Origin of the sequence: Microbacterium hibisci, from assembly GCF_015278255.1 — a bacterium.
Taxonomy (GTDB): domain Bacteria; phylum Actinomycetota; class Actinomycetes; order Actinomycetales; family Microbacteriaceae; genus Microbacterium; species Microbacterium hibisci.
Map to the genome: position 1 here is coordinate 750,184 of NZ_JADIJC010000001.1, position 12,731 is coordinate 762,914.

The following is a 12,731-nucleotide window of genomic DNA, read 5'->3' on the forward strand; positions in this document are numbered from 1 at the left end:
ACCGGGCCGCGCACCGACGGAGGCCGCATGACCCCCCACCCCGACCGCACGGTGCTCCGTGGCGGCACGGTGATCGACGGGACCGGCGCCGTCGGGCGGAGGGCGGACCTCGAGATCGTCGACGACCGGATCGGGCGCATCGGCGAGGTCGACGCGCGCGACGGCGATGCCGTCGTCGACTGTGCCAGGCGATTGGTGATGCCCGGATTCATCGACGCCCATTCGCACGCCGACGGGGCGGTGTTCGACGCCGATGTGCAGCTCGCACTGCTGCGTCAGGGAATCACGACCGTGATCGGCGGTCAGGACGGCGTCTCGTACGCGCCGGGCGACGGCGTGTGGGCGAGCCGGTACTTCGCGGCGATCAACGGCCCGCACCCCACCTACACCGGCGGCGGTGTGGCGGAGCTGCTGCGCACCTACGACGAGACGACGCCCGTCAATGTCGGATACCTCGTGCCCGCCGGCACCGTGCGGCACGAGGTGATGGGGATGCAGCTCGGACGAGCGGATGCCGCGCAGCTGGCGCGCATGCAGCGGCTCGTGGCCGAGGGTCTCGAGGCCGGTGCGCTCGGGCTGTCGACGGGCCTCGACTATGTCCCGGGCATCTTCGCCGACACCGAGGAGCTCGCGCACCTCTGCGCTCCGGTCGCGGCGGCCGGCGCGCTCTATGCGACCCACATGCGCGGCGGCTACGAGACGAACACCGCGGCGGGGCTTCGCGAGGTCGTCGCGATCTGTGCTCCGGGAAAGCCGCACGGTGGCGTCCGCGGCCACATTTCGCACCTGCACGTCGACGCGGCCGACGCCGAGCGCCTGCTGACGGAGGCCGCGGCATCCGGCGCCGACCTCTCGTTCGACATGTACCCGTACACGCGGGGCTGCACGCTCGTGTCGATGGCCGTGCTGCCGCCGGAGTACAGCGCTCTCGACGTCGACACGGCCCTCGCGCGCCTCGCCGATCCCGCCGAGCGCGCGCGCCTGCGCGCCGAGTGGTTTCCGACCGTGGCGGACAAGCCGAGCCTCGGGCCCGGATGGCCGTCGATGATCCGCGTCGGCCACACACCGGCAGCCGACTGGGCGTGGGCACCCGGACTCACTCTCCACGAGATCGCCGGCCGACGCGGCACCTCTGTGGAGGACGCGACGCTCGACCTGCTGATCGCCGGACGCCTGGAGGTGAACGCCGTCATGGCCGTCAGCGACGAGCGGCCGATCGACAACCTCGCCCGCCTCTTCGCCCACCCGGCGCACACCGGCGGCTCCGACGGCATCTTCGTCGGCGCGGTTCCGCACCCGCGCGCGTGGGGCGCGTTCGCACGGTTCCTCGGCACCTACGTCGGCCGGTCGTTCTCGTGGGAGCAGGCCGCCGTGCACCTGTCGTCGCGAACGGCCGACCGCTTCGGGCTCGCCGATCGCAGCATCCTGCGCACGGGCGCCGTGGCCGACGTCGCCGTCATCGACCCGGCGACCGTGACGGATGCCGCCGGCTACGAATCCCCGCGCCGGCCGGCCGACGGCATCGACGACGTGTTCGTCAACGGCGGGCACGTGCTCCGCGGCGGAGCCCTCACCGGTGTCGTCACCGGGCGTGGACTGCGCCGATCCCCCTCCCCCTCGAAAGGAAACCCATGACCAAGCACGCTGTCCTCCTCGAGAACGCACCGAAGCCCGCCGGGCCCTACAGTCACGGCGTCGCCGCCGCCGGGCTGCTGTTCACCGCCGGCTTCGGGCCGCAGGATCCGGCGACCGGCGAAGTCGTCGCCGGCGGCGTCTACGAGCAGACGCAGCAGGTGCTCCGCAACGTCGGGAGCGTGCTGGCCGCGCAGGGGGCGTCGTTCGACGACGTCGTCAAGGTGACGGCGCACCTCCAGCACCTCAAGCGGGACTTCGCCGAGTACAACCGCGCGTACGCGGAGTTCTTCGCCGAGCCGTACCCGGTGCGCACCACCGTGGGCTCCGAGCTGTTCGACATCCTCGTCGAGATCGACGTCGTCGCGGTGCTGCCGGGCCACTGATGGCGCCCCTTCCGCGCCCCTCCACCCGCATCCTCGACGCGGGCGAGAAGGGCCTGCCCGTCGGCGCGGCCGGACGGACCGTCGCCGACTTCCTGGCCGCGGGACCGCGGCTCGCGGATCTCTGGACACCGCTCCTGGTCGTCGACGACGGCGCACTCGACGCCAACATCGCGTTCCTCGCCGAGTGGGTCGCCGCACGCGGTCTCGAGCTGATGCCCCACGGTAAGACGACGATGGCGCCGCAGTTGTGGCAGCGTCAGCTCGACGCCGGGGCGACGGGCATCACCGTCGCAAACCCGGCGCAGCTTCGCGTGGCGGCGGATGCCGGCATCCCGGCGATCATGCTCGCCAACCAGCTGTCGCAGCCCGAGGTCGTCCGCTGGACCGCCGATCTCGTCGGCGCAGGCACACGGGTGTGGAGCTGGGTGGACGATACGCGGGCGATCGATCTCATCGAGCGGGCCCTCGGCGACGCGCCCGCCGCGCCGCTGGAGGTCCTCGTCGACGTCGGCCGACCGGGGGGACGGACCGGCGCCCGGTCGTTCGCGGACGCCGTCGCGGTGGCCGAGCGCGCGGCCGCGTCGCCGGCGGTGCGACTCGCCGGCGTCACCGGATACGAGGGATCGGTCGCGCACGGCCGGGGCGATGACGCATTGGCCTCGGCGCGTGCATACATCGGGGAGCTGCTCGCGGTCCACGACGCGATCGCCCACCTGTACGACGACCGGGACGTGGTGGTCTCGGCCGGCGGCAGCGCGTACCCCGACGTCGTCGGCAAGGCCTTCGCCGCGGCATCCGTCGCCGGCGATCGCGCGCGATTCGTCCTGCGCTCCGGGGCGTACGTGGTCCACGACCACGGCTACTACCGCCGCAACTCACCCTTCGAGGGCGCGGGGCTGCGTGCCGCTGCCCGCGGACTCGCCCGCGTGGTGTCGCGCCGAGACGCCGAGACGGCGATCGTCGACGCGGGCAAGCGCGACTTCCCCTTCGACGAGGGACTGCCGGTGCCGTTGTACGCGATCAGCGCCGAAGGCGCGCGGATGCCGCTGCCCGGTGCCGAGATGACCAAGCTGAGCGATCAGCACGGCTTCGTGCGGGTCTCGCCCGACTCACGGCTCCGCATCGGCGACCTGGTGGTGTTCGGGCTTTCGCACCCCTGCACGATGTTCGACAAGTGGTGCCTGATCCCGGTGGTGGAGTCGCTCGACGACGCGACCTTCGATCCGGAGACAGCCGTCGTCACCGACCTCATCGAGACGCGGTTCTGAGTCGCCGGTCTCGGGCGGGTGGCGTCAGCCGTTCGCCGGCTCCGGCGTCGGCCGCGCGGACGCCCGCCAGCCCAGCGGAGCGAGGAGCACCGACGCGGCGACCAGCACCATGACGACGAGAGCGAGCCCGCCGTAGCCGATCGAGCCGAGCACCGCCCCGGCGGCGATCGCGCCGATGCCGCCCACGATGCTCATCGTGAAGTCGCTGATGCCCTGTCGGCGGGTGCGCAGGACTTCTGAAGACGACTCGGTGAGCAGCGTGGAGCCGGCGACCGTCGAGGCGCTCCAGCCCAGGCCGAGCAGGATCAGCGCCACCGTCACGGCGGTGGTCGATGCCTCGCCGAACGACGCCGTCAGCAGCGCCGCGGCGAGCAGCGCCTGCCCGACGAGGATCGTCGGGACGCGACCCATGCGGTCGGCGAGGATGCCGAAGACCGGCGAGAGCACGTACATGCCGGCGATGTGGAGGCTGATCGTCAGTCCGATGATCGAGAGGGTGGCCGCCTCGCTGGCACCGTGCGTCAGATGGGTCAGGTGCACGGGCGTCATCGCCATGACCGACACCATCGTGCCGTGCGCGGCCGCGACGGCGAAGATCGCGTACCGCGCCGCCACGGGACGGTCGGCGCGGGCGATCGGGCGGCTCCCTGCGGGCGCGGTCGCGACCACGCGCTGAGCGAGCAGGAGCGGGTCGGGGCGCATCGCGACGAGGTAGAGCACGATCGCGAGGCCCTGGGCGACCAGCGTGAACAGGTACGCGCCGGTCAGCGGCGGCATGCCCACGGCCGCGCCGACCACCTCGCCGGGACCCGTGAGGTTGGGACCGAGGACCGCGCCGACGGTGGTCGCCCACACCACGATCGACAGGTCGCGCCCGCGCGAGGCATCCGTCGCCAGATCCGTCGCCGCGAACCTCGACTGGAGATTGGCCGCCTGACCCGACCCGATGATCAGGAAGCCGACCAGCAGCAGAGGGAAGGCGCGCACGCCGACCGCGACGATGACCAGCGCGACGCCGATGAGAGCCACCGCCATACCGGTCGTCAGCGACAGCCGCCGACCGCGACGCCGGGCGATCGCCGCCAGCGGCACCGCCGTCAGTGCGGTGCCGAACGTGACCGCCGCCGCCGCCAGTCCTGAGAACGACTCATCGCCCGAGAGCTCGGCGGCCAGCACGGCGCCCAGCGACAGGGTGGCACCGAACGCCAGTCCGCCCAGCACCTGCCCGAGCGACAGCACCCAGACGGTGCGTCGCTGAACGCCCGCGACCTCCGCAGGCGTCGGCGCGACGTCGGCGGTCGGGGCAGCGCCGGTGTCAGGCATCGCGGGCTGGGTTACGGAGCGTCCCGAGCCCGGTGATCTCGACCTCGACCGTGTCGCCCGCGCTGATCTGCCCCACGCCGGCGGGGGTTCCGGTGAGGATCACATCGCCGGGGAGGAGGGTGAACGCCGCCGATGCGAAGGCGATGACGTCTGCGAGGGAGAAGATCATGTCGCTGATCGGCCCCTCCTGACGCACCTCGCCGTTGAGCCGGGTGGTGATGACCGCCGGTCCGTCGACGTCGAAGTCGGTCTCGATCGCGGGGCCGAGCGGGCACGAGGTGTCGAAGCCCTTGGCGCGCGCCCACTGACCGTCGGACTTCTGCCAGTCACGGGCGGTGAGGTCGTTCGCGATCGTGTAGCCGAAGACGTACTCGAGCGCCTTCTCGGCGGGGACGTTCTTCGCGATCCGGCCGATGACCGCCGCGAGCTCGCCCTCGAAGCTGATGAAGTCGGAACCCTGGGGCAGCACCACGGCGTCGCCGGGCCCGATCACCGAGGTGTTCGGCTTGAAGAACAGCATCGGCGCCGTCGGGACGTCGTTGCCGAGCTCGGCCGCGTGGTCGCGGTAGTTGCGACCGACGCACACCAGCTTCGAGCGCGGGATCACCGGTGCCAGCAGCGCGACGTCGGAAAGCGGCACGCGCTCCCCCGTCGTCTCGAACCCGGCGAACATCGGGTCTCCAGCGAGGACGACCAGGTCTCCCTCGTCGACGATTCCGAACCGGATGGCATCGTTGTGGCTGAAGCGCGCGATCCTCACCAGTTCAGCCTAGCCATGCCCTCCGACGCCGAAAGCCCCGACCGTGCGGGGCACGGTCGGGGCTCTGCGACGGTGGCCGTCAGGCGTCGAGGCGCACGAGCCAGCCGTGCTTGTCTTCGCGTCGGCCGTACTGGATGTCGGTGAGCTCCTCGCGCAGCGACAGAGCCAGCTCTCCGGTCGGCTGCTCGTCGATGAAGTCCTTGCCCTTGAGAACGCCGATGGGAGTGACGACCGCTGCGGTGCCGCACGCGAACACCTCGACGATGTCGCCCGACGCCACGCCCTCGCGCCACTCGTCGAAGGCCACCGCCCGGCCCTCGACCTTGTGGCCGCGGTCCTGGGCGAGCTGCAGGATCGAGTCGCGCGTGATGCCCTCGAGGATCGAATCGGACTGCGGGGTGACGATCGTGCCGTCCTTGTAGACGAAGACGACGTTCATGCCGCCGAGCTCTTCGACGTTGCGGTCCTGGTCGAGGAACACGACCTGGTCGCACTCGTTCTCGTACGCCTCCGACTGCGGCAGCAGGCTCGCGGCGTAGTTGCCACCGGTCTTCGCCGCGCCCGTGCCGCCCTTGCCGGCGCGCGCGTAGTCCTCGCTCAGCCAGATCGAGACCGGCCGCACGCCGCCCTTGAAGTAGGCGCCGGCGGGCGAGGCGATGACGTAGTAGCCGACCTTGTGCGCCGGGCGCACGCCCAGGAACGCCTCTTTGGCGAACATGAACGGCCGGAGGTACAGGCTCTGGTCCTCACCCGACGGCACCCAGTCACCGTCGACCGCGATGAGCTCGCGCAGCGACTGGATGAAGTAGCTCACCGGCAGCTCGGGAAGCGCCAGGCGCCGCGCCGAGCGCTGCAGCCGACGACCGTTCTGATCGGGGCGGAAGGTGTGGATCGAGCCGTCGGCGTGGCGGTAGGCCTTGATGCCCTCGAAGATCTCCTGGCCGTAGTGCAGCACGGCGGCAGCGGGATCGAGCGACAGCGGACCGTACGGCTGCACGCGGGGACGGTGCCATCCGCCGCCGACCGACCAGCAGATGTCGACCATGTGGTCGGTGAAGCTGGTGCCGAAGCCGGGGTTGGCGAGGATCTGGTCCCGCGCCTCGGCGCTCTTCGCCTGGAGGTTGCGGTTGACGGTGAACTCGAGGGGTGCGAGTCCGGTGTCGGGATCGGAGTCGATGAGAGTCATGACGGGCCTGTGCTTTCGTGCGGGCGTGTACCGCGGGGCGGAGAGGCGCTTGCCGGTTCCAGGTTACGCCGGGAGCCGTGCGGCGATGGCGTCGCCGACCTGCGCGGTGGTACGGGGAGTGGAGCCGCGTGCGGCCAGATCCTCCTCGACCGCGGTGGTGACGCGCTGGGCCTCGTCGTGCAGCCCGAGGTGATCGAGCAGCAATGAGACGGAGAGGATCGCGGCCGTGGGATCGGCCTTCTGCTGTCCTGCGATGTCGGGCGCCGAACCGTGCACGGGCTCGAACATCGAGGGGAACGCGCCGTCGGGGTTGATGTTGCCCGAGGCGGCGAGGCCGATGCCACCGGTGACGGCGCCGGCCAGGTCGGTCAGGATGTCGCCGAAGAGGTTGTCGGTGACGATGACGTCGAATCGGCCCGGGTTCGTGACCAGATAGATGGTGGCCGCGTCGACGTGCACATAGTCTACGGTCACGTCGGGGTGCTCGAGCGCCACCTCGTCCACCAGGCGCTTCCATATCCCGCCGGCGTGGACGAGCACGTTGGTCTTGTGCACCAGCGTCAGCTTCTTGCCTCGGCGCTCCGCGAGGTCGAAGGCGTAGCGCACGACGCGCTCCACACCGAAGGCGGTGTTGACCGAGGTCTCGTTGGCCACCTCGTGCGGCGTGCCCGTGCGGATGGATCCGCCGTTGCCCACGTACGGGCCCTCGGTGCCTTCACGCACGACCACGAAGTCGATCTCGCCCGGCTCGGCGAGCGGCCCCGGGACGCCGGGGTAGAGCTTCGACGGGCGCAGGTTCACGTAGTGGTCGAGCTCGAACCGCAGTTTCAGCAGCAGGCCGCGCTCGATGTTGGCGTTCTTGAGCCGCGGGTCGCCGGGCACTCCCCCGACCGCGCCGAGCAGGATCGCGTCGTGCCCCTTGATCGCCTCGAGGTCGTCCGTCGTCAGGGTGTCGCCGGTCTCGAGGAAGCGTCCCGCTCCCAGCGAGAATCGGGTCTTCTCGAAACGGATGCCGCTGCCCGCTGCTGCGGCATCCAGCACCTTCTCCGCCTCGGCGATGACCTCGGGACCGATGCCGTCACCCGGGATGACGGCCAGCTTCACGACACGCGACATGGTGCTCCTACGACTTCTGGCGGGATCCTCCCAGGGTAGTGGCCGCGATCACACCCGCGATGACCACGAGACCCGCGCCGATGAGAGCGGTGACCGTGACGCCGGCGTCGAACGCGGTGGCGGCTGCGTCGAACAGCGCCTGGCCCGCACTGCCGCCGATGGCCTCGGCTTCGTGGACGGCCCCGGCGAGCGTCTCGGACGCGGCGGCGGCCGCGGCATCCGGAACCCCCTCCGGCACGACGAGATTCGCGCGGTACAGAGCGGTGAGGATGCCGCCCAATACCGTGGTCCCGAGCACCGCGCCGAGCTCGTACGCGGTCTCGGACACGGCGCTCGCAGCGCCGGCCTTCGCGGGCGGGGCGCTGGCGAGCACGAGTTCGTTCGACACGGTCTCGGCCGCGCCGATGCCGATCCCGAGCGACACGAAGGCGGCGACGAGCGCCGCGATGCTCTCGGGCCCGGTCGCGAACGCCACCGTGACGTAGCCCCCGACGGAGAACACCAGCGCGACCGGCACCACGAGTCGAGCAGGCCACTTCTTCGAGATCGGCACGACCGCGAGCCCCGCGGCGATCATCATCGCGAGCCCCGGCACGAGCGCGAGGCCGGCCTCCATCGGCGACAGGCCGACGATCAGCTGCAGGTGCTGGGCGACGAAGAACAGGAAGCCCACGAGCGCGATCACGCTGAGGAGGTTGACCAGCAGCGCGCCGCTGAAGGTCCCGAGGCGGAAGAGCCGCATGTCGAGCATCGGCGATGCGGCATGCAGCTGCCGCCGCACGAAGACCACGCCGAAGCCGAGTCCGACCAGCATCGGCAGCCACGCGGCCACGACGAAGCCGTGGACGGCCAGCTCCTTGATGCCGTACACGATCGGGATCATCGTCGCCATCGACAGCGCGATGCTGAGCGGGTCGATCCGGCCCGGCTTCGGGTCGCGACTCTCCGGAACGAGGAGGGGGGCGAGCACCAGCAGCGGGATGAGCACGGGCACCGACAGCAGGAACACCGAGCCCCAGGAGAAGTGCTCGAGCAGGAGGCCGCCCACGATCGGGCCGAGCGCGGCGCCGGCGGAGAACATCGCGGCCCACACGGCGATCGCCAGACGGCGCTGGTCACGGTCGGTGAAGATGCTGCGCAGCAGCGACAGCGTCGACGGCATCAGCATCGCCCCGAACACGCCCATCGCGGCGCGCGCGGCGATCAGCCATGCGGCGCTCGGCGCGAAGGCGGCGAGCACCGACACCGCAGCGAAGCCGGTGGCGCCGATGAGCAGCATCCGTCGCCGTCCGAACCGGTCGCCGAGGGTGCCCATCGTCACGAGAAGACCCGCCAGCACGAGCGGGTACGCGTCGATGATCCACAGCTGCTGCGCGCTCGTGGGGCCGAGCTCGAGGGCGATCGAGGGCAGCGCGAAACTCAGCACGGTGTTGTCGACCGAGACGAGCAGCACCGGCAGCATGAGCACGACGAGCGCCGCCCAGCCGCGCCAGCCGACCTTTCGCGCCTGGGCGTCCGCGAGCGAGAGTTCTTGAGTGAGCGTCATCATTTCTACACCGTCCAGCCGGTATAGTAACAGGATGCCGCAGCCGCTGTCGATACGATCGACCGCATGAGCCGCCCTCCCCTCGCCCGCGAGAAGGTGCTCGACGCGTTCGAGCACATCCTCATCGAGGAAGGTGAACGCTCGGCCACGATGGACGCGACCGCGCGGGCCGCCGGGGTGTCGAAGGGCGGTCTGCTGTACCACTTCGGCACGAAGGAAGCCCTGGAAGCCGGCCTCGTCGCGCGGCTGTCGGAGCTCGTCGACGCCGACGTCGCGGCGATGACCGCGGCGACCGAGGGGCCGATCGCCTACTTCCTGCGCTCCTCGGCCATGGAGAACGACCCGCTCGACCGCACAGTGCTGGCGACCTCGCGGCTGGCCCAGGGTGGCAGCGCAGCCGCCGCCGAAGCGCTCCGGGGCATCCGCGAGCGATGGGCGGACGCGCTGCGCGATCACACCAGGGACGCTGTTTCGCTGGATCTCGTGATGCTCGTCAGTGACGGCCTTTACTTCAACAACGCCCTGTCGGGCGGCGCGATCCCGGGACCGGTCCCCCGCGGCCCCGCCATGGACGACCTCGTCGCCCTCGTCGAGCGCGCCGCGCGCGACTGAGCAGTCCGGGGCCGCACCCGGGGCCGGGCCGGACGCAGCGGCACGTCGCCGTCAGTCCTCGGTGACCTCGATGAGGCGGAAGAGGTCGGCCCCGACCGCCTGGCGCATCTCGTCGAGCACGGTGTCGGGCACCGGCGAGTCGACCGTGAGCACGGAGAGGGCGCGGCCACTGGCGTCCGCCTGGGCGACCTGCAGCCCGGCGATGTTGATGCCGGCGTCACCGAGCTTCTGGCCGTAGATGGCGACGATGCCTGGGCGGTCCGCGTAGCGCATGACGAGGTGGTGGCGCTCGATCGGCACCTCGATCTCGTAGCCGTTGATGCCGACGACCTTGGGCACCATGCGCGTGCCGGCGAGGGTGCCGGCCACCGTGAGCACCGAGCCGTCGGCGAGCGTGCCGCGGAGGATCGTGATGTTGCGGTACAGCGGGCTCTCGGCCTCGACGATCAGGCGCGTCTCGATCCCGCGCTGCTCGGCGAACAGCGGGGCGTTGACGTACGAGACGTTCTCGCTGACGACGTTGGCGAGGATGCCCTTGAGCGCGGCGAGGCGGTAGACGCTGACGTCGTAGGCGGCGAGCTCGCCCCGCACCTCGATGTCGAGGCTGGTGAGGGCACTGTGCGCGAGCCCGGTGAAGAACTGGCCCAGCTGCTCGACGAGCGAGATGCCCGGACGCACGAACGGGTCGATGATGCCGCCGGCGACGTTGACCGCGTCGGGCACCAGGTCGCCCTCGAGGGCGAGCCTGACCGACTTCGCCACGGAGACGCCCGCCTTCTCCTGCGCCTCGTCGGTGGACGCGCCGAGGTGCGGCGTCACGACGACGTTCGGGAGGCTGAGGAGCGGGAACGCGGTGCCGTCCTGGGCCGGCGGCTCGCTGGTGAAGACGTCGAGGCCGGCGCCGGCGATCTCACCGTCGGTGAGGGCCGTGAACAGGGCCTCCTCGTCGATGAGGCCGCCGCGTGCGACGTTCACGACGTACGCCGTGGGCTTCATCAGGCGGAACTGCTCGGTGCCGATCATGCCGGTCGTCTCGGGGGTCTTCGGCATGTGGATCGTGACGAAGTCGCTCTGGGCGAGCAGCTCGTCGAGCTCGACCAGCTGCACGCCGAGCTGCTGGGCGCGGGTGGGCGTGACGTAGGGGTCGTACGCGATGACCGACACGCCGAACGCCTGCAGACGCGCGGTGATGAGCGCGCCGATGCGCCCGAGGCCGATGATGCCGACCGTCTTCTCGAAGAGCTCGGTGCCCGTGTACGAGCTGCGCTTCCACGCACCGGCCGCGAGCGACGCGTGCGCCGCCGGGATGCGGCGGGCGAGGCTCAGGATGTGGCCGACGGTGAGCTCGGCGGCCGAGATGATGTTGGAGGTCGGCGCGTTCACGACCATGACGCCCGCGGTGGTCGCCGTCTTGATGTCGACGTTGTCGAGTCCGACGCCCGCGCGGGCGACGACCTTGAGCACCGGCGCGGCGGCGATCGCCTCGGCGTCGATCTTCGTCGCCGAGCGGATCAGCACCGCGTTCGCGTCGGCCAGCGCCGACAGGAGCGCCGGCCGGTCGGTGCCGTCCACGGTGCGGACGTCGAAGTCCGGACCCAGGGCGTCGATCGTGGCGGGAGACAGCTCTTCGGCGATGAGGACGACAGGCTTCGGCACGGGTGTTCCTTCGTGGGGCATGCGCGAACGCGCGGAGCAGGGCAGACCGGATGCCGCGCCGCACGCCGTCGGGGGCGAGGCCTGTGCCAGCCTACCTCCCGTGCGCCCGCACGCCCGACCGTGTGACGACGCTCAGGCGAGGAACGACGCCGAGTTGAGCGTCGTGTAGGCGACGACGTTCAGCCAGAAGACGGCGACGAGCGCCAGCCCGGTCAGCATCACCAGCAGGAGTTCGTGGGGTGCGCGCCGGTACCCGATGGCGAAGGCGCCGCCCCACACGACGAGGGGGAAGACCGCGGCGAAGATCCAGATGAACCAGCCGAGGGCGTTCAGGGCGACCCCGGCGTCGGAGAAGACCTGCACCGTGGCGACGAGGTTGCCGATGGCGTTCCAGACCGCGTAGGCGTAGAAGAGGCCGACGATGCCGGCGATCGCCGCGACGAGCCAGGTGGGCGTCTTGCCGCGCTTCGACGCCGGGGTCGCGGCATCCGTCACGTTCTCGCTCATTGTCCGATCGCCCCGATCATCACGAACGGCCACGGCAGCAGCAGCACGACACCCGCCGCGAGCCAGACGAACCGCACCCACGCGCGCGAGCCGCGGGTGAGCAGGAACGTCGTCCCGAACCACAGCAGCGGCGCCAGGACGGCGAGCCACAGGCTTCCCTGGTACATGACGTCGAAGACGAGATACTGTGCGCGGCCTTGCAGGCGGAGTCCGCCGATGAGCCAGCCGATCGCGTACAGCAGGTACACGCCGCCGAGCACGCCGAGGCCGACGAGTGCGCCGTTCCCGAGGGACGGTCGCTGGTCTGCGGCTTCGACTCCTTCTTCCGCGGCGACTTCGGCGGCGACGGATGCCTCGGCCCGCGCATTCGCGGACGCCACCGCCTCGCTGCCCTTGCCCACGGCCGTGTAGCCCTCCGGCAACGCAGCGCCGGGAGAGGTCGCGCCGGACGACGCGCCGTGAGAGGTCGCGCCGGACGACGCGCCGGGAGAGGTCGCGCCGGACGCCTCCGCCGACGTGCGCGGCGCATCGGGGCGGTCGGTCTCGTCGGCCCCCACGGACGCGCCGAGGTCGAGCGTGGGGTCGTCGTCGCCGTCCCAGGTGAGGGCGTCGTCGTCGCGTCCGGTCGTCACGCCACCAGCGTAGTGCGGGCGACCCGGCGGGGCCGCGAGCACACCGGCGAGGCGGCGGCTCGACGGCCCCGATCGGTCAGCCGAAGGGGCGCAGTCCGGTCAGCCGA

The 12,731-nt window shown here is 71.3% G+C and carries 12 protein-coding genes; 4 read left to right on the forward strand and 8 right to left on the reverse strand.

Translation table 11 applies throughout. The features are described 5' to 3' along the window. Positions 1-27: 27 nt before the first annotated feature. The 3 genes from IM770_RS03550 to IM770_RS03560 are packed head-to-tail and all read left to right on the forward strand — an operon-like array spanning position 28 to position 3,286. Positions 28-1,635: an N-acyl-D-amino-acid deacylase family protein gene (locus tag IM770_RS03550; protein ID WP_203579707.1), complete on the forward strand. Its 1,608-nt coding sequence runs from the start codon at positions 28-30 to the stop codon at positions 1,633-1,635. Next, positions 1,632-2,018 carry a RidA family protein gene (locus tag IM770_RS03555; protein WP_203579708.1) on the forward strand — a complete coding sequence of 129 codons (387 nt, stop codon included), beginning with the start codon at positions 1,632-1,634 and terminating at the stop codon, positions 2,016-2,018. Before IM770_RS03550 ends, IM770_RS03555 begins: the two co-directional genes overlap by 4 nt. Then, positions 2,018-3,286 (forward strand): type III PLP-dependent enzyme domain-containing protein, encoded by a 1,269-nt coding sequence (locus IM770_RS03560; RefSeq protein ID WP_203579709.1) that lies wholly within the window; start codon positions 2,018-2,020, stop codon positions 3,284-3,286. Before IM770_RS03555 ends, IM770_RS03560 begins: the two co-directional genes overlap by 1 nt. Positions 3,287-3,310: 24 nt before the next feature. On the opposite strand, the gene IM770_RS03565 is transcribed toward IM770_RS03560, so the two are convergent. The 5 genes from IM770_RS03565 to IM770_RS03585 form a co-directional block, all read right to left on the reverse strand. Beyond that, a complete protein-coding gene (locus IM770_RS03565; protein WP_203579710.1) occupies positions 3,311-4,609 on the reverse strand; it encodes an MFS transporter in 1,299 nt (432 codons plus the stop codon). Beyond that, positions 4,602-5,369, reverse strand: coding sequence for a fumarylacetoacetate hydrolase family protein (locus tag IM770_RS03570; protein ID WP_203579711.1), 768 nt, complete (start codon positions 5,367-5,369; stop codon positions 4,602-4,604). The genes IM770_RS03565 and IM770_RS03570 overlap by 8 nt, the downstream gene beginning before the upstream one ends. A 79-nt stretch (positions 5,370-5,448) precedes the next feature. After that, complete coding sequence (locus IM770_RS03575; protein ID WP_203579712.1) at positions 5,449-6,555, reverse strand: branched-chain amino acid aminotransferase; 1,107 nt, start codon at positions 6,553-6,555, stop codon at positions 5,449-5,451. A gap of 63 nt (positions 6,556-6,618) precedes the next feature. Further along, positions 6,619-7,671 (reverse strand): 3-isopropylmalate dehydrogenase, encoded by a 1,053-nt coding sequence (locus IM770_RS03580; RefSeq protein ID WP_203579713.1) that lies wholly within the window; start codon positions 7,669-7,671, stop codon positions 6,619-6,621. 7 nt (positions 7,672-7,678) lie between these two features. Further along, on the reverse strand, positions 7,679-9,217 hold the full coding sequence (locus tag IM770_RS03585; protein WP_443673269.1) for an MFS transporter: 1,539 nt from the start codon (positions 9,215-9,217) through the stop codon (positions 7,679-7,681). A gap of 66 nt (positions 9,218-9,283) precedes the next feature. Here IM770_RS03585 and IM770_RS03590 point away from each other — a divergent pair, with 66 nt between their 5' ends. Then, on the forward strand, positions 9,284-9,829 hold the full coding sequence (locus IM770_RS03590; protein ID WP_203579715.1) for a TetR/AcrR family transcriptional regulator: 546 nt from the start codon (positions 9,284-9,286) through the stop codon (positions 9,827-9,829). Positions 9,830-9,880: 51 nt separating this feature from the next. Here IM770_RS03590 and serA read toward each other — a convergent pair whose 3' ends face one another. The 3 genes from serA to IM770_RS03605 all read right to left on the reverse strand — a co-directional run bounded on the left by serA (position 9,881) and on the right by IM770_RS03605 (position 12,624). Continuing rightward, positions 9,881-11,485, reverse strand: coding sequence for a phosphoglycerate dehydrogenase (gene serA / locus IM770_RS03595; RefSeq protein ID WP_203579716.1), 1,605 nt, complete (start codon positions 11,483-11,485; stop codon positions 9,881-9,883). A 132-nt stretch (positions 11,486-11,617) separates the two neighbouring features. Next, positions 11,618-11,992, reverse strand: a complete 375-nt coding sequence (locus IM770_RS03600) for a bacitracin resistance protein (protein ID WP_203579717.1) — start codon at positions 11,990-11,992, stop codon at positions 11,618-11,620. After that, positions 11,989-12,624: a DNA polymerase III subunit gamma/tau gene (locus tag IM770_RS03605; protein WP_203579718.1), complete on the reverse strand. Its 636-nt coding sequence runs from the start codon at positions 12,622-12,624 to the stop codon at positions 11,989-11,991. Before IM770_RS03605 ends, IM770_RS03600 begins: the two co-directional genes overlap by 4 nt. Between the last annotated feature and the right edge of the window lie 107 nt (positions 12,625-12,731).